The following is a 17548-nucleotide window of genomic DNA, read 5'->3' as shown; positions in this document are numbered from 1 at the left end:
ATGCTGTTAACTCGCAAAAGCAACGCTGCAGAGCGTTCTCCTGCCCGCTTTTCATCCAGTCTTGCTGATAGTCTGTCGCGCGCGTTGCCGACAATGGACAGGCGCGGCTTTCTCAAGCGCTCCGGTATTGGTATTGGTGCCGGGATTGCTGCGGCACAGCTAGGGCTGATTCAAAAAGCCAAAGCCGCAGAAGGCGGAAAAGCTCCAGCAGGTGGCAGCAAGATTGAAGTCAAGCGCACCATCTGTACGCACTGTTCAGTTGGTTGCGCATCGGATGCGATCGTTGAAAACGGCGTGTGGGTCAGGCAAGAACCGGTATTCGATTCGCCTATCAATCTTGGCGCGCATTGCGCCAAGGGTGCCGCATTGCGCGAGCATGGCCACGGTGAATACCGCCTGAAGTATCCGATGAAATTAGTGAATGGAAAATACCAGCGTATTAGCTGGGATCAGGCCATGAACGAAATTACGGCCAAGATGCTGGATATCAAAAAAGTCAGTGGCCCGGACTCCGTCTTCTTCGTCGGCTCGTCCAAACATAATAATGAACAAGCCGCGCTGCTGCGTAAATTCGTTTCATTCTTCGGTACGAATAACACCGATCACCAGGCCCGTATCTGTCACTCGACCACTGTTGCAGGTGTCGCCAACACCTGGGGTTATGGCGCGATGACGAATAGTTACAACGACATGCAGAATTCGAAAGCTGCGTTGTATATCGGCTCGAATGCGGCAGAAGCACATCCGGTTTCCATGCTGCACATGCTGCATGCGAAGGAAACCGGTACCAAGATGATCGTGGTGGATCCGCGCTATACGCGTACTGCCGCAAAAGCCGATCAATATATTCGCATCCGCTCAGGCTCCGATATTCCATTCCTGTGGGGTGTGCTGTATCACATCTTTAAAAACGGCTGGGAAGACAAACAGTATATTCACGACCGCGTCTATGGCATGGAAAAAGTCAGAGAAGAGGTCATGAAGTGGACGCCGGAAAAAGTAGAAGAAGCTTGCGGCGTACCCGAAGCACAAGTTTATAAAGCAGCAGAAACGATGGCAATGAATCGCCCGTCGACCATCGTATGGTGCATGGGACAAACACAGCACTCGATTGGCAACGCAATGGTACGTGCATCGTGCATTCTGCAACTTGCTTTGGGTAACGTCGGTAAATCTGGTGGCGGCACCAATATTTTCCGTGGTCACGATAACGTACAAGGCGCGACGGACGTCGGCCCGAATCCTGATTCTTTGCCGGGTTATTACGGACTGGCAACAGGCTCATGGAAGCACTGGTGTGCAGTATGGGGTGTCGATTACGAGTGGGTGAAGAAGCAGTATGCCTCGCAAGCGATGATGGAAAAATCGGGTACGACGGTATCTCGCTGGGTGGATGCAGTCCTTGAGAAAAGTGAACACATCGATCAGGAAAATACCGTCAAGGCGATGTTGTTCTGGGGCCATGCACCGAACTCGCAGACGCGTGGTCTGGACATGAAAAAGGCTTTCGATAAACTCGATTTGCTGGTCGTGATTGATCCATATCCATCTGCGACAGCGGCGATGGCAGCGATGAAAGTCGACGGGCAAGAGCTTAATCCAAACCGTGCCGTTTATCTATTACCCGCAGCAACCCAGTTCGAGACTTCCGGTTCGGTAACGGCTTCCAATCGTTCCTTGCAATGGCGTGAAAAAGTAATCGAGCCGCTGTTCGAATCACGTACCGATCACATGATCATGTACCAGATGGCGCAAAAACTCGGCTTTGGCAAAGAGCTGGTCGCAAAAATCAAACTGGTTCCCGGTAAGGGCGGCATGATGGAGCCGGAACCGGAATCGATGCTGGAAGAAATCAATCGCGGTACCTGGACCATCGGCTATACCGGCCAGTCGCCTATGCGCCTGAAAGCGCACATGCGCAATATGCATTTGTTCGACGTGAAAACCTTGCGTTGCAAAGGCGGCAAGGATGCGGTCAGCGGCTACGATATGACCGGCGATTATTTTGGTTTGCCATGGCCTTGCTACGGCACGCCGGAATTGAAGCACCCCGGCTCCCCGAATCTGTATGACACCTCCAAAACGATGATGGAAGGCGGCGGCAATTTCCGCGCCAACTTCGGCGTGGAAAAAGACGGCGTCAGTCTATTGGCTGAAGACGGCTCGCATAGTCTGGGTTCTGACATCACTACCGGTTATCCGGAGTTCGACCATATCCTGTTGAAGAAACTCGGCTGGTGGGATGACCTTACCGACGCAGAGAAGAAAGCCGCCGAGGGCAAGAACTGGAAGACAGATCTTTCCGGTGGTATTCAACGCGTGACGATGCAGGTGCATGGCGTACATCCCTGGGGTAACGCGAAGGCGCGCGCGGTGGTGTGGAATTTCCCAGATCCGGTACCACTGCATCGCGAACCTATCTACGGTACACGCCCGGATTTGACGGCCAAGTATCCTACGCACGATGACAAGAAGGGTTTCTGGCGCATGCCGACTTTGTACAAGTCGTTGCAGGACAAGAATATCGAAACCAAGTTGTATGAAAAATTCCCGATTATCCTTACTTCGGGACGTCTGGTTGAGTACGAAGGCGGGGGCGAAGAAACGCGCTCCAATCCATGGCTGGCTGAACTGCAGCAGGAAAACTTCGTCGAGATCAATCCGAAAGCCGCAAGCGATCGCGGCATACGTAATGGCGATTTCGTGATTGTCAGTACGCCGACCGGCGCACGCATCAAGGTCAAGGCAATGGTAACCATGCGGGTGGGCGAAGATACCGCTTTCATCCCGTTCCATTTTTCCGGCTGGTGGCAGGGTAAGGACATGATTGATTCGTATCCGGAAGGCGCGGCGCCTATCGTACGTGGTGAAGCGGTCAACACGGCGACGACCTACGGTTACGATTCGGTCACGATGATGCAGGAAACAAAGACGACTATTTGCAATATAGAAAAGGCGGCGGCGTGATTATCTGCGCGATAACGAAAAGCAAAGCGTTGAACGTGGATAAAACAGCTAAGGAGACATCAAAATGGCACGAATGAAATTCATCTGCGATGCAGAGCGCTGTATCGAATGCAATGGTTGCGTGACCGCCTGCAAGAATGAGCACGAAGTGCCGTGGGGCGTGAATCGCCGCCGCGTGGTCACGATTAATGATGGCCTAGTAGGGCAGGAAAAATCGATCTCGGTCGCCTGCATGCATTGTTCCGATGCACCATGCATGGCAGTCTGCCCGGTCGATTGCTTCTATCGCACTGACGAAGGTGTGGTGCTGCATGACAAGGATATCTGCATAGGGTGCGGTTATTGTTCTTATGCCTGTCCGTTCGGCGCACCACAATTTCCTTCCAACGGGACGTTTGGCTTGCGTGGAAAAATGGATAAATGCACATTCTGCGCGGGTGGTCCCGAAGAGAATGGCTCGAAAGCAGAGTTTGAAAAATACGGTCGCAATCGCTTGGCTGAAGGCAAGTTGCCGGCCTGTGCAGAAATGTGTTCGACCAAGGCTTTGCTGGGCGGCGATGGCGATGTGATTGCCGATATCTTCCGCGCTCGTGTTCTGCGTCGTGGCAAGGGCAGTGAGGTGTGGGGTTGGGGTACGGCTTATGGCAAGTCGCATAATCCCGAAGCGAAAGCACCACCAGTGGAGAAAAAATCATGATGCGCACACTGTTGATCTCATTGGCGGCCATCGCGATGTTCGGTTGCAGCGAGAAAAGCCAGTCGCAAGCCGACGCACGTGTGTCAGGCGATGTACCTCCTTATAAAGGTGCATCGAATGATCCCTATGTCATCAAAGGGTGGACCGCCGGGAACAAGACCGAATGGGATACGCAAATGCGTAGCCGTGCTCAATTTCAGAACGAGTACGTGAAAACCAATTGACGCATTCGCGAGGAGAATAATCATGAATACATGGTTCGCCAAACTCGCCATGGGCTTGTCGCTTGTTGTTGCGGCACATGGCGTTGCGCTGGCCCAGTCGAATGAGCCTGTCGTCACCAGTAAAACGGAAGCAACAGCACCGCCGACTGTGCAGAATATGTCGAATATTCAATCCGACGATATTCTGTACATGAAACAAAATCAGGCTGAACGTACGCAGGTTCAACCTGGCAACATGGCGCCGGTTTACCGCCAAATCAAAGAGGGCGGGGAGCATTATTCCAGCCTGCCAGCACTGGAATCCGGTGTATTGATCCAGCCTAAAGCTCAATTTCCCGGCCAGGCACGTGCGACCACGGCGGGTGAAGCGTGGCGTCAATACCGCAATGGCCCTCTGACAACCTACGGTGGCTGGTTGATCATCGTTGCAGTAGTGGGAATTGCAGCATTTTATTTTGCAGTCGGCACCATCAAATTGAAAAGCGGCCGGACCGGGCGTTTGATCGAACGCTTCACCTCATTCGAACGCCTGTCGCACTGGACGGTTGCCATCAGTTTCCTGACTTTGGCATTGACTGGCCTGATTATGTTGTTCGGTAAGTATGTTGTCTTGCCGGTGTTCGGACATACCGCTTTCGGTTGGCTCGCGTATGCATGCAAGAACGTGCACAATTTTGTCGGCCCGGTGTTTACCGTGGCACTGATCGTCATGTTCGCTATTTTCGTCAAGGATAACTTCCCGGCCAAATCTGACTGGCAATGGCTGAAAAATCTGGGTGGGGCGCGTGGCCATGCCAGCGCGGGACGTTTCAATGCGGGGGAAAAATTGTGGTTCTGGGGCGGTCTGGTCTTTCTGGGCTTGATCGTCAGTGCGTCCGGTTTCGTACTCGACATGCTGGTACCTGGCATTCTTTATACACGCGGCAATATGCAGATTGCCAACATCATTCATCTGGTGGGTGCTGTACTGGTATTCAGCGCATCGCTGGCCCATATCTACATCGGTACGCTGGGGATGGAAGGCGCTTATGAGGCAATGTCGACTGGTTATGTCGACGATGCGTGGGCCAAGGAGCATCACGATATCTGGTACCAGGATATTGAAAGCGGAAAAGTGCCACGCATCCGCAGTGAAAAGAGTGCAGATAAACTCGGCATCCCGGCCAAGGCTGTCTAAGGAGACATACATGAACAAGTTACTGATTACATTGATGGGCTTGATGGTCATGGGTGTGGCTTCCGCAAAACTGCCACCCTTGAGCGATGAAGCAAAAGCCAAAGCTGATGAAGCCAAGAACAAGACAGCCTGGAGCGACAAGGTCGCTGCTTACCAGTTATGCCTGGCTCAGGATAAGGTTGCTGCAACCTATCTGAAACAAAAAAGTAAGCCGAAGCTTGCTGTTGAAGTTCCAGCTTGTACCAATCCCGGTCCCTATGTGGCCCTGCAGGTTGCTACGAGTACGGTCGGTGTGGCAGATTCAAAACCAGTGCCTGCCGCCGGCGCAAAAAAATAGCCGGTCTCCACTAAGCATTACTGGCAATCTACCCTCCGAAGGTGGATTGCCGCCAGGGTGATGAACCCTGCGCGCCTCTTGCCGTTATAATCCCTGCTGTGCCGACAGGAAATGCGATGTCTTGTGATATTCGCGTCTGCTCGCGCGCCCCGCATCATGTAAAAACATGAATCCGATCATGAACAGGGCTGTTTGCCTTGTCCAAAATGAGTTGCCATGTCGTATCGCCCAGAATTCACCAGCACGCCTGTAAAACTGACGTATGACGTCAATGCCGTCAATGAAAGCACGCAGGTGTCGACGATTGCGATTCCTGCCGAGCGTCCATTGACGGTCTATGTCGATAATCGTGAACTGGTAACGTTGATGACCCTGGGTGCCGCACCGGAAGCGCTTACCCTCGGCTATCTACGCAATCAGCGTTTGGTGCAAGCGATAGAAGAAATCATTTCTATCCATGTGGATTGGGATAAGCATGCAGTGTCGGTAACGACGCGGGGTGGCATAGCGAATATCGAAGCGCGTACGGCCAAGCGCGTGGTGACCACAGGTTGCGGTCAGGGCACGATGTTCGGCGGCTTGATGGATGAAGTTGATACGATCATCCTGTCACCGGATGCGAGGTTGAAACAATCGACACTATACAAAATCGTCAATAAAATCCGTACCCAGGATTCAGTCTATGCAAAAGCCGGCTCCGTGCACGGTTGCGGCTTGTTTTCAGCCGACGGCGAACTGCTGTATTTCATTGAAGACGTGGGTCGTCACAATGCGGTCGATGCGATCGCCGGCATCATGTGGCTGGAAAATATCAACGGTGCCGACAAGGTGTTTTACACAACGGGCCGACTGACATCCGAGATGGTGATTAAGGGCGCGCAGATGGGTATGCCATTCCTGATTTCGCGTTCCGGCACGACGCAAATGGGTCATTTTGTTGCAGAAAAAGTCAATATGACTTTGCTGGCGCGCTGCACCGGCAAACACTTTTTGCTGATAAGCGGCAAGGAGCGCATGGTCTACGAACCGGAATTGCTGGACATTCCACTGAACGTGGCCTGACGCTCTCTTTAATCCGCTCAGCACATAAACACTGCGCAAAGTAAAGTCTTCTGCCGACGCACATTTAGAGTGCGTTAAAATTGCGCCAGCATAATAAATCGCGATGATCTTCGTCGCACTCACCCCTCATTCTTCATGCCACTAATTGACGCCACCCAGGCTGCCTTCGGTTTGCTCTTTTCGGGCGATCCGGTGCTATGGCGGATTATCTGGATATCTCTAAAGACATCGATAGTCGGTTTGCTGATTGCGGCACCGGTAGCGGTGCTGACCGGTTACGTCATTGCCACGCGCGAATTCACCGGCCGACGTATTGTGATCTGGATTGCACAAGCCGCCTTGTCACTGCCTACCGTCTTGATCGGCCTGCTACTGTACTTGTTGTTGTCACGGCAAGGACCTTTCGGCTCGCTGCAATGGTTGTTTACGCAATCCGGCGTCATCCTGGGGCAAATCCTGATTGTGTTACCTGTGCTCATCGCCTTCACGCTGTCGGCAGTGCAAGCGGCCGATCCGAGGCTGGCAGAAACGGCAATCGTGCATGGTGCTTCCGGATGGCGGGTGATGCTGACGGTGTTGCATGAAGTACGTTTTGGCGTGATGGCTGCCGTGATCAACGGTTTCGGGCGTGTGATTTCCGAAGTTGGTTGCGCGATGATGGTAGGCGGGAATATCGCCGGCGAAACACGCACGATCACGACCGCGATTGCACTGGAAACCAGCAAGGGTGAATTCGCCCAGGGGATCGCATTGGGGATTGTATTGGTCGCGTTTGCCTTGCTGATCAATGCCGGCATGATGCTATTGCAGGGCGACACACGTCCTGCGAGGAATATGTAATGGACGCATTGTTATCAATTCGTAAGCTGCAAAAGAAATTTGATCAGCGCCAGTTGCTGAATATCGAAAATCTGTCGATTGCTGTTGCGCAGGCTTATGTACTGACCGGGTCCAATGGTTCAGGAAAAAGTACATTGATGCGCATTCTGGCCGGGCTGGAGTCTGCCGATACGGCGGAAGTGAAGTTTCTTGGCGAGGCCGTCAGTCTGTCGCCCTATCCGCGTGTCATGCGAGATGCCATTGTCTACGTTCATCAGCATCCAGTCATGTTTTCCACCAGCGTGGCCGACAATATTGCTTACGGCTTGACCGTGCGCGGTGTGCCGAAAAACATCATCGCTGAAAAGGTGGAAGAAGCGATCGCGTGGGCCGGCATTGCACACTTGCGCAAAAGTATTCCCACATATTTATCTGGTGGTGAAAAGCAGCGCGTAGCACTGGCGCGTGCGCGGGTTTTGGAGCCGAAACTGCTTTTGCTCGATGAGCCAACTGCCAATCTGGATGGTGCCGCACGCGAACAGGTCATTGCACTCATCCCGACCCTGGTAGGTGAGGGCCGCAGTGTCATCATGGCTTGCCATGATCGCGACCTGATTGCCTTGCCCGGCGTGCAACGCTTGAAGTTGCGCGACGGCACACTGGAAGTGAAAGAGATCAATCTGCCGCACTAACCAAGTCTGCGCGAAAAATGTAGATTGTGTTTAAGGTAGACGCAATGTGAACAATGCACCGCCGTCCGGTAACGATTGCAATTGTGTGCTGCCGTTGCGATCATCATTTTGATGCGCACGTGCGATGGCCTCACACAATGCCATGCCTAAACCGGTTGACGGTTTTTCCTCTGTCACACCCAATCCCGGTCCGTCATCTTGAATCGTGAAGACGATCTCACTATCCATTTTCACGCATGCGATGCTGATCGCGGATTTTGCAAAGCGCAGCGCATTTTGCAGTGCTGCATCCAATGCCATTTCCGTCAGATGTTCATCGAAGAAGGCGATCGCAGGCATGTCATTGTCATTGTCATTGATCGTGATCTTTATTTTCGCGTCACTGCGGTTATCGACTAGAGGGTGATTGTGAACTAATGCTCGCAAAAAATCAGCAGGACAGACCGCTTCAATATGAGCGAGCAGACCGTGCTCGGATGCTTTGTACAAGGTCAAGAACCCGATCATTTTTTCTCGCAAGGCAATACAAGTCGTATGTGCCTGCATGGCTTTTTCATGATCGAGTTCCGCCGTCAACGCGGATAATTGTCCTTCCAGTGCGCCCAGGGAATTTTTCAAGTCGTGCACGATGAGAGCTGCAAGTTGTTGATTCATCTGCCCGCCTCACGAGCGACTTTAACCAGTGTTTCACGCAGGAAGCGATACATCTTGGCGACCCTTTCGCTGTTCGGCATCAAGCCATCCAGTTGTGCCAGATAGCCATTGACGCGCTCGACATACGAACGATCCAGACCTTTCTGGCTCATCCATAGTAAATGCAATTGGGCGGCTGCCAGCAGCACGCCGGTATTGTCTGGTGTTGCGGTCAGTGCTTCTTCCAGTTTAGCTAGTGAAGCATCGAACTGGCCATCGCGCATCAGTCTGGTTGCTTCATCGACGATCAGTGTGCCGGCGCTGATGGATTCTTCGACAATCTTTTCAATCATTGCCTCGTTGCCGGTATCTTTCAACACCCTGCGCGCAAAGGCGACGAGACGTGCATTCTCATGATCGGCCTTGATGGCCTTGGTCATGATGCGTGCGCCTTCTTCAATCAATCCGACGCAGAACGCTGCTTTAGCCAAATCGAGAGAATCGGCATTGGCACGTACTTCACCTGCTGCTTCCATCGCAGATTCGAATGCGGCCTTGGCCGATTTCATATCGCCAAGAGAGGAAAAAGCCTGCGCCGCGATAATCGCCTGTCGCGTCGAAAAACGGGAGTCGTCCTGATAGTCCCTGGCCGCAGTGCTCAAGACTGTCAGCGCCATCGTTGGCTCGTGTGCATCCACATGTACTTGCGCCAGTGACAATGCATCGGACGCCTGCGCCGTCAGCGAACCTCGGGTGTGACTGACGGCCTTGGTGAAAGCTGTGCGTGCCTGTTCCAGGTCACCAACGCGATAGGCAGCATCGCCAACCAGGCGACTGCGGCGTGCCGATGGAATGACTTCATACGATTTATTCAACGCATCCAGCGCTTCCTGGTCTCTGCCTTGCGATTCCGCTATTTGTGCGAGCAGGTCGTAGGCGCCGATGTATTGATTATTTTTTTCGAGAACACTTTCTACGATGCTCTTTGCTTCGTCCAGTTTGCCGCTGGCTTGATGGCAGCGTGCCAAGCCCAGCCTGGCCCACACCAGATCGTTACGTATTCCCAATGCTTGATCGTAGACTTTGCGCGCGGCTTCGCTATCACCCAAATCAAATGCTGCGGATGATTTCAATTTAAGAACATCGACTATCCATTTCGGAGCGCTTTGTGCGACTTTGTCGCACTCTGCAATCGCGCCGCTGAGGTCCTTAAGATCGAGCCTGTCGGTAATGGGTTTCAGTGCCTGCTGTTTGTCCAGCAAACGCTCGATGCGATCCGCGATACGGCCGCCGGTCAGAGGTTTAACCATATATGCGTCCGGCTGGAATTCGGCCGTACTGGCAACGCTGTCGTAACTGCTTTCAGCCGTGACCATGAAAAACATTGCGGTTGGCGACAGCATTTTGTTCGAACGTAAATATTCGAGCATTTGTTGGCCGTTGGTTTCCTTGTTGAGGTTGTAGTCGCAGACGATCACATCGTAATTGGCGTTACGTATGCACTTGATCGCATCATCTGGCGTGGCTGCCTGATCGACCTGTTCGATCCCCAATTGTCCTAACTGGGTTCGAATGTTTTGCCGCATGGCCTGTAAATCATCGACGACCAAGGCGCGCAACTTGGCTAGGCGGCTATTGAGAATAGTGGGCATGTATTTAGGAACGTTATCGTTTTCCCATCATACCGTTCCGGTGCCACTTTAGGCGTGCAGACTTGTAAAAAAATTATTCGATTGTCAAAACGGGCGCATGCGATGTGAGCTGATTTTGCTGGCATCGCATGCGCAATCAAGATGGCATATTCTCTCGAAATATGCGCGCACTTAGATGACCCAGCCTCAATGATGATAACGATATTCCTGGGTGTGACCTCCGTAGCCATAGGATGCTGCGCGTACATCCTGCACGTAGATATAACTCTCTTCGTGCAAATTGCCGAGAATGCGTTCGAAGCCAGCAAACGCTTCCTTTATATAGAGTGCTTTTTCATCTTTGGTGTTGGTCTCGTCGGTAATCTTGATGTCGAAATAAAAGCTATTCTTGTTTTGTTCACTGAGCAGATGGCCACCCACGACCCAGCTATCACGCTCAATGAAATCAATGGCGATCGCGGTTACCTCGCGTTTCTTTTTCAGGATACGACCGGTCAGGTCAAGTAACAGCTCGGATATCTGTTTCACCAATTCCGGAGACTTTTCAGCACTTACTTTAACGTTAAGGATGGGCATGTGAACCTCCAATTAGTTTGCTATGCAACTATTTAATTAAAAAACACTCAAGTCATGCTTGAGCGTACCTGTTTCACCTTGGTGACGGTTTCATCAAAGTGAGCCAAACCCAGTTCCTTTTTCAAGCGCTTCGTCACTTCGCCGCTAGCCGTATCCAGTTGTGCCTGCAACGCTATGCCGGCGGCGGTAGGTTGAATCGCAGATTCGCGCCCGTCATTGCCGGTTGCCTGGCGTTGCAACAATCCCAAATGCTGAAGTCCATCCAACGTACGGGTCGTGGTAGAGCGCGAAATAACCAATTCTCCGGCCAGTTCGCTTTGCAGCAAGCCCGGCTTTTTCAATACTGCGCGCAGCATGAATGCCTGCGACGGCGTCAGGCCGAAAGGCTTGAATGCCTTGCTCCATTCGCGCTCAAGAACGCGGGCAAGGGCAGTCGTATTGAAATAGAGGCAGTGATCGAACATGCAGTTATTCTAGGATAATTTAGTTTGCTATGCAACTATAATTAATTTGGTATCTGTATTTTCCTTTGCTGCGATTTGCAGGTGCATAATGCGTGAGCGCGCTGGTCTGGCGCCACTGCGGTTTGCTCAATCGACCGTCGCACTTATTCCTGGCTTGAAGCCTACAAGCACGTTTTGCAGAAAAGAAGTGAACGATGCTTACAGAAATCCCTCTTGATCCAGAATATTTCAGTGAAATTTTGCGCTTGAATATTGGAGATGATCTAGCCGAACATGGCTGGTCGCAGCAAAACTCTTTTTTGAGCGAGGAGTTGACGGTCACACTGGCTGCAGAATGCCATTTGCTGAACGACGCTGGTGGAATGAAGCTTGCCGGAGTCGGGCGTGGCATTGCCCAGGCGGTAAGACCGACGATTCGTGGTGACCAGATAACATGGCTGAAGCCTGGTCAATCGCTGGCATGCGACCGTTACCTGCAGATCATGGAGAACTTGCGCGTGGCACTCAATCGCACGCTGTTTCTTGGGCTGGATGAATATGAAAGCCACTTTGCCTTCTACAAGCCAGGAGCGTCCTATCTTAAACACCTAGATCGCTTTCGTGACGACGACAGCCGTACCGTTTCCGTCGTGATCTATCTCAATCCGGATTGGTTGCCGGAGCAGGGCGGTGCTTTGCGCCTGCATCCTGATGGCTTGGACACGCAGGATATTGGCCCCTTAGCCAGTCGTCTGGTCTTGTTTCTATCTGCGCAGATGCTGCATGAAGTATTGCCTGCCACCCGCGATCGCCTGTCGATTGCCGGTTGGTTCAGGCGTCGTGCCTGAACTGCCGATTTTTATCTTCGATTTACACCCATGGCGTATAAGCTGCCAGCGTATAGTGCCCGCCTTCCTGTCGAGATAGCAAGTCGAAAGATCTGATATTTAATCAGTTTTTATCGATGGGGGTTGATCCTCTTTATAAGAATCTGCGCGGCTGATCGCAGCACCCCGCCGGCAGGATTTTCACCGCATATTTGAATGAAAAAATATTAAAGTTTTTGTGCTGTTCGATTATTATCTATTGCACGTCAGAAATGATTTTGATTTCTTGTTATATTGTTCGCTTGCGAATTCGCTGTTTCAAATTTTATTCATCCCTTATTCCTTGCCATCTTTTGTCAGAATGCTTGATGAGGTGCTAAGTCGTGAGCCTGTACTGCAGTAAGCTCGAACAAATGTGTCGAGTTGTTTACTGATATTCAATCCGACGTGGGGATGTATGCCTGGGACAGACGCTAACGATACAGCCGCAGAAAAGCGCGCTAGCCCGGACGGCATTATCGAATTTTATCGTCAGGAAAAGTTGCTAAAAGCCGGCGCCTTGCAGGACGCCATTTTCAACAGCGCCAATTTTTCCAGTATTGCAACCGATGAAAAAGGCGTCATCCAGATTTTCAACGTGGGTGCAGAGCGTATGCTCGGCTATGCCGCAGCGGACGTCGTCAATCGGATCACGCCAGCCGACATTTCCGATCCGCAGGAATTGATTGCGCGCGCAAGCACGCTGAGCCTTGAACTGGAAACACCGATCACGCCAGGCTTTGATGCGTTGGTGTTCAAGGCCTCGCGCGGTATTGAAGACATCTATGAATTGACCCATATCCGCAAGGACGGCAGCCGTTTTCCGGCAATCGTATCCGTCACTGCACTGCGGGATGCGCAGGAAAAAATCATCGGCTATCTGCTGATAGGTACTGACAACACTGCGCGCAAGCGGGCAGAAGAAGCCTTGCTCAAAGCCGGTGCCTTGCAGAATGCGATCTTCAGCAGTGCCAATTTTTCCAGCATTGCGACCGATGAAAAAGGTGTCATCCAGATTTTCAACGTCGGTGCTGAACGCATGCTCGGCTATGTTGCTCTGGATGTGGTCAATCGGATCACCCCGGCCGACATTTCCGATCCGCTGGAATTGATTGCGCGCGCCGATGTGCTCAGCCAGGAACTGGAAACCTCGATTACCCCTGGCTTCGAGGCACTGGTGTTCAAGGCCTCGCGCGGCATTGAGGATATCTATGAACTCACCTACATCCGCAAGGACGGCAGCCGCTTTCCCGCAATTGTCTCGGTCACTGCCTTGCGTGACGCGCAGGAAGGAATCATCGGCTATTTGCTGATAGGCACCGACAATACAGCGCGCAAGCAGGTAGAGGAAGCGCGCACCTTGCTGGACCAGCGTTTGCGTGATCAACAGTTCTATACGCGTTCGCTGATCGAATCGAATATCGATGCGCTGATGATGACGAATCCCCAAGGCATTATTTCAGACGTGAATGAACAGATGATCGCGCTCACCGGACGTACGCGCGACGAACTGATAGGCGCACCGTGCAAGAATTTTTTCACTGATCCGGCGCAGGCGGATGCTGCAATCAAGCGGGTGCTGACTGAAAACAAGGTGCGCAATTACGAGCTGACTGTGCGTGCGCTGAATGGCGAGGAAACCGTGGTTTCCTATAATGCGGCGACCTTTCATGATCGTGATCGCAAGCTACAAGGCGTGTTTGCAGCCGCACGGGATGTGACCGAGCGCAAGCGCTTCGAGCTCACGCTGCAGGAAAAAAACATCGAGCTGGAAAATGCCAGTCGCATGAAATCCGCTTTTCTGGCCGCCATGTCTCATGAACTGCGCACTCCCATGAATGGCGTGATCGGCATGGTGGATGTTCTGCAGCAAACCAAGCTCAACGACTACCAGCTTGAAATGGTAGATCTGATACGCGAATCCGCGTTCTCACTGCTCTCCATCATTGATGACGTGCTGGATTTTTCCAAGATCGAAGCCGGACGACTGGAAATAGAACAGGCACCTTTCTCAATAGCCGACGTGGTTGAAAAAGCATGCGGCATGCTTGACCAGCTGGCGATCAAAAATGACGTCACCTTCACCCTGTTTGTCGATCCCACGATCCCTGATCTTGTGCTCGGGGATGCTCTGAGATTGCGCCAGGTTCTGTTGAATCTAGTTAGTAATGCCGTCAAGTTTTCCAGCGGCCGCGATTTGCCCGGCACAGTCGAGATGTGCGTGTTGCTGACCGAAAGCAGCGCAGAGAAAGTGCGGATTGAATTTCATGTCATTGACAATGGCATAGGCATAGATGAGGTTACCAGAGGACTGTTGTTCACCGCATTCAGCCAGGCAGATGCGTCCACTACCAGGCGCTTCGGCGGTACCGGCCTGGGGTTGGTCATTTCGCGTCATCTGGTGGATTTGATGGGTGGATGGTTCAACCTGAAAAGCGCCGCAGGAAACGGTTCCACCTTCAGTGTACAGCTGGAGTTTGCGCAATTGCCGGATGGATCGCAAATTGCACCTCGCGTATCTGAGATACAAGACCTTGCATGCTTTACCGTCGGCCCTGATGGCGGCCTGACGGATACCATCGCAGCTTATCTAATGCACGGTGGCGCGCATGTGGCACGCGCAAGTGACATGCACGCTTTGCGATTTCTGATGGAAGCTTCGCAGGCCCCGCTATTAATATGCATCGTTGACGCGGCGGATATCAGCGTGTCTCAGGAAGAATTGCTCGCTTTCGCGCGCAGTATGTCGGGGCAGAACATAAGTTTTGTGTATGTAGAGCGTGGATCACGTCGCCATCCTTATGCACGGCAGGAGAACATGATTTTGATAGACGGGAATGTGTTGACGCGTCGTCTATTGTGGCAAGCCGTTGCGCTGGCGGCTGGTCGCGCCAGTGCAGAACCCGCCAGACTGCCGCGCGGCAGCCATCAAGCCGCGTTTGACCCGCCTTCGCGTGCGCAGGCCTTGCGAGACGGTCGCCTGATTCTGGTGGCTGAAGATAATGAGAGTAATCAGAAAGTCATCGTGCGACAACTGGCCTTGCTCGGCTTCGCGGCAGACCTTGCTGATAACGGTCGCACCGCGCTGGCGCAGGTGCAACGCTGTAACTACGCCTTGCTACTGACTGACTTGCATATGCCCGAACTGGATGGTTATGAATTGACGGCAGCAATTCGCGCATGGGAAGACGGCAAGCAGCGCCTGCCGGTTCTGGCGCTGACCGCCAATGTACTCAGTGGTGAAAGTGATCGCTGTCGTGCTGCCGGCATGGATGACTATCTGTGCAAGCCCTTGCAGCTTAAGGATTTGAAAATAGCGTTGCAAAAATGGTTGCCTGTGACCACGGCAATCCCGCTTCCGCAAGAAGGCAATAATTTTTCATCTGTATCCACGCAAGTGATAGACATCAGCGTGCTTGAAAACATGGTTGGAAACGATCCTTTGGTATTGAATGATTTTCTGCATCACTTTCAGATGAGTGCCGCCAGGATTGCCGATACGCTGCGCTTGGCTTGTGTCGCGCAGGATGCACAACAGGCCGGTGGTCATGCTCACAAACTCAAATCGTCTGCACTCGCTGTTGGTGCGCTGGCACTCGGTGCCCGCTGCGCGGAAATGGAAGCTGCCGGCAAGGAAGGTAATAGCGAAACACTGCTTGCTTTGCTGCCCGCCTTTGAGCAAGAGCTGGCGGCGGTCAACGCATTTCTCGACATTGAACACGTGCCGCAGGCGGATCGCCGCCGCCCATATAGAAAGAATTAAAACATGGATAAATCAAAGATACGGATCCTGATTCTTGACGACGAACCGTTCATGCTCAAGTTGCTCCAGCACATGCTGGCGAGGCTGGGTTTTACGGAGATGACAGTTTGCGATAACGGAATTGCCGCACTGGATTGGGTGGCCGCCTCTGATAGCGAGCGTGATCTGATTTTGCTGGATCTGAACATGCCTGAGATGGATGGCATAGAGTTCGTACGCAAGCTGACCGAACATGGTTATCGGGGCAGTCTGGTTTTGGTCAGTGGAGAAAACGAACGCGTATTGCAGATGGCTGAAAAACTGATTCTGGCACACGGCATCAATGTCTTAGGACACTTGGCCAAACCGGTTTCATTGCCCGAGCTTTCTGCGCTGATGGAAACCTATGGCGAGACACCTGCAATCACCCTGAAAGAAAGCCACAGCTACGCTGCAGATGAGCTCGCTTCAGCCATTACCGATGGCGAACTAGTAATTTATTATCAGCCCAAGGTGGCAGTCACGACAGGCGAAGTGGTCGGCCTGGAAGCGCTGGTGCGTTGGCAGCATCCGGTCGATGGACTGGTATTCCCGGATCAATTCATAGACCTGGCAGAAGAGCACAGCATGATAGATGCGTTGACCCAGGTGGTCTTGCATACCGCCTTGCAGCAGATCAAGCAGTGGCAGTTGGCGGGGCTCAAGCTGAGCATCGCCATTAATGTGTCGATGGACAATCTGGCCGCGCTTAACTTTGTCGACCAGGTTGCGCAAGCGGCTCTAGACATAGGCATAGCGCCGCAGGACATCGTCTTGGAAGTAACGGAAAGTCGACTGATGCACGATCAGCGTGTCGCGCTTGAAGTCTTGACGCGCTTGCGGCTTAAACGCTTTCGCTTATCGATTGATGACTTCGGCACCGGCCATTCTTCGCTGACGCAACTGCATGATATTTCATTTGATGAGCTCAAGATAGATAAGAGTTTCGTGCATGGTGCTTGGCATGATGAAACGGTACGCGCGATCTACGACGCCAGTCTCGGCGTCGGCAAACGGCTGGGAATGGTAGTGGTGGCGGAAGGGGTGGAAGATCAGGATGACTGGGATTTGCTGTGCCACACCAATTGCGATGTGGCGCAAGGTTACTTCATCGCGCGTCCTATGCCGGCGGCAGCGGTGAACGACTGGATGACATCGTGGGATGAGCGCGTCCGCAACGGTTTGTTGAATGGGCAGGTAAAAACGCGGCAAGACCGGCCGCAAAGGCTTTAGGAATCAGCAGATTTCGAACGCTTTTGCATCACAACTCTAAACCTCAAAACTCTAAATCTCACAACGCTTATATCGTGCCCCTCTTGATTCCCGCGCGAGCGGGAATCAAGTTTGCGTCTAATGAATGGCGGCGCGGGCATACCTTGGTCGACGTTCTTTGTCGATGTGTTGCCACGCACTTTCATGCGCGCGTATCCAGACAGCATAGCGATGGCGCTTGCTATTCCAACAATCCGTAAACACTTTTATTTGCGATCGCTGACAGTCTTTGCAGGTTCTCCCGCCTTGATTTTCAAGCTGAAAAAGCAGGCTCAGCAGGCATTTTTTTAATATCGTACAATTGCGATATTAAATTCTATTAATTCCGATATTTGTTTCGTATTTTAACG

Annotated in this window: 16 protein-coding genes; 12 read left to right on the top strand and 4 right to left on the bottom strand. The window is 52.3% G+C overall.

Annotated elements, in window-relative coordinates; genetic code table 11:
* From ACFQO0_RS16180 to ACFQO0_RS16145, 8 genes are all read left to right on the top strand, one after another.
* Positions 1-2967, top strand: coding sequence for a formate dehydrogenase subunit alpha (locus ACFQO0_RS16180; RefSeq protein WP_382236707.1), 2967 nt, complete (start codon positions 1-3; stop codon positions 2965-2967).
* Between the two features lie 64 nt (positions 2968-3031).
* Positions 3032-3664 carry a formate dehydrogenase FDH3 subunit beta gene (fdh3B, locus tag ACFQO0_RS16175; RefSeq protein WP_382236704.1) on the top strand — a complete coding sequence of 211 codons (633 nt, stop codon included), beginning with the start codon at positions 3032-3034 and terminating at the stop codon, positions 3662-3664.
* Positions 3661-3888: a hypothetical protein gene (locus tag ACFQO0_RS16170; protein WP_382236701.1), complete on the top strand. Its 228-nt coding sequence runs from the start codon at positions 3661-3663 to the stop codon at positions 3886-3888. The genes fdh3B and ACFQO0_RS16170 overlap by 4 nt, the downstream gene beginning before the upstream one ends.
* A 22-nt stretch (positions 3889-3910) precedes the next feature.
* Positions 3911-5065 (top strand): formate dehydrogenase subunit gamma, encoded by a 1155-nt coding sequence (locus ACFQO0_RS16165; protein WP_382236698.1) that lies wholly within the window; start codon positions 3911-3913, stop codon positions 5063-5065.
* A 10-nt stretch (positions 5066-5075) separates the two neighbouring features.
* Positions 5076-5402: a hypothetical protein gene (locus ACFQO0_RS16160; RefSeq protein ID WP_382236696.1), complete on the top strand. Its 327-nt coding sequence runs from the start codon at positions 5076-5078 to the stop codon at positions 5400-5402.
* A gap of 216 nt (positions 5403-5618) precedes the next feature.
* Positions 5619-6464 (top strand): formate dehydrogenase accessory sulfurtransferase FdhD, encoded by an 846-nt coding sequence (locus tag ACFQO0_RS16155; protein ID WP_382236694.1) that lies wholly within the window; start codon positions 5619-5621, stop codon positions 6462-6464.
* Positions 6465-6599: 135 nt separating this feature from the next.
* On the top strand, positions 6600-7304 hold the full coding sequence (locus ACFQO0_RS16150; protein WP_382236692.1) for an ABC transporter permease: 705 nt from the start codon (positions 6600-6602) through the stop codon (positions 7302-7304).
* Entirely contained in the window at positions 7304-7975 is a 672-nt protein-coding gene (locus ACFQO0_RS16145) for an energy-coupling factor ABC transporter ATP-binding protein (RefSeq protein WP_382236689.1), read from the top strand. The genes ACFQO0_RS16150 and ACFQO0_RS16145 overlap by 1 nt, the downstream gene beginning before the upstream one ends.
* 30 nt (positions 7976-8005) lie before the next feature.
* Here ACFQO0_RS16145 and ACFQO0_RS16140 read toward each other — a convergent pair whose 3' ends face one another.
* From ACFQO0_RS16140 to ACFQO0_RS16125, 4 genes are all read right to left on the bottom strand, one after another.
* Positions 8006-8629, bottom strand: coding sequence for a sensor histidine kinase (locus tag ACFQO0_RS16140; RefSeq protein ID WP_382236686.1), 624 nt, complete (start codon positions 8627-8629; stop codon positions 8006-8008).
* Positions 8626-10260: a tetratricopeptide repeat protein gene (locus ACFQO0_RS16135; RefSeq protein WP_382236683.1), complete on the bottom strand. Its 1635-nt coding sequence runs from the start codon at positions 10258-10260 to the stop codon at positions 8626-8628. Before ACFQO0_RS16135 ends, ACFQO0_RS16140 begins: the two co-directional genes overlap by 4 nt.
* 186 nt (positions 10261-10446) lie before the next feature.
* Positions 10447-10836 carry a tautomerase family protein gene (locus tag ACFQO0_RS16130; protein ID WP_382236680.1) on the bottom strand — a complete coding sequence of 130 codons (390 nt, stop codon included), beginning with the start codon at positions 10834-10836 and terminating at the stop codon, positions 10447-10449.
* Between the two features lie 47 nt (positions 10837-10883).
* Complete coding sequence (locus tag ACFQO0_RS16125; RefSeq protein ID WP_382236677.1) at positions 10884-11300, bottom strand: MarR family winged helix-turn-helix transcriptional regulator; 417 nt, start codon at positions 11298-11300, stop codon at positions 10884-10886.
* Between the two features lie 194 nt (positions 11301-11494).
* On the opposite strand from ACFQO0_RS16125, the gene ACFQO0_RS16120 reads away from it, so the two are divergent.
* The 4 genes from ACFQO0_RS16120 (at position 11495) to ACFQO0_RS16105 (ending at position 17489) form a co-directional block, all read left to right on the top strand.
* Positions 11495-12127 carry a 2OG-Fe(II) oxygenase gene (locus tag ACFQO0_RS16120; RefSeq protein WP_382236674.1) on the top strand — a complete coding sequence of 211 codons (633 nt, stop codon included), beginning with the start codon at positions 11495-11497 and terminating at the stop codon, positions 12125-12127.
* 436 nt (positions 12128-12563) lie between these two features.
* Complete coding sequence (locus tag ACFQO0_RS16115) at positions 12564-15908, top strand: PAS domain S-box protein (RefSeq protein ID WP_382236671.1); 3345 nt, start codon at positions 12564-12566, stop codon at positions 15906-15908.
* 3 nt (positions 15909-15911) lie between these two features.
* Positions 15912-17159 (top strand): EAL domain-containing response regulator, encoded by a 1248-nt coding sequence (locus tag ACFQO0_RS16110; protein ID WP_382236669.1) that lies wholly within the window; start codon positions 15912-15914, stop codon positions 17157-17159.
* Positions 17160-17279: 120 nt separating this feature from the next.
* Complete coding sequence (locus tag ACFQO0_RS16105; RefSeq protein WP_382236666.1) at positions 17280-17489, top strand: hypothetical protein; 210 nt, start codon at positions 17280-17282, stop codon at positions 17487-17489.
* Positions 17490-17548 lie beyond the last annotated feature (59 nt).

Origin of the sequence: Herminiimonas aquatilis (genome assembly GCF_042665175.1) — a bacterium.
Lineage (GTDB): Bacteria > Pseudomonadota > Gammaproteobacteria > Burkholderiales > Burkholderiaceae_D > Oxalicibacterium > Oxalicibacterium aquatilis.
This window is presented reverse-complemented; position numbering and strand designations above follow the sequence as displayed.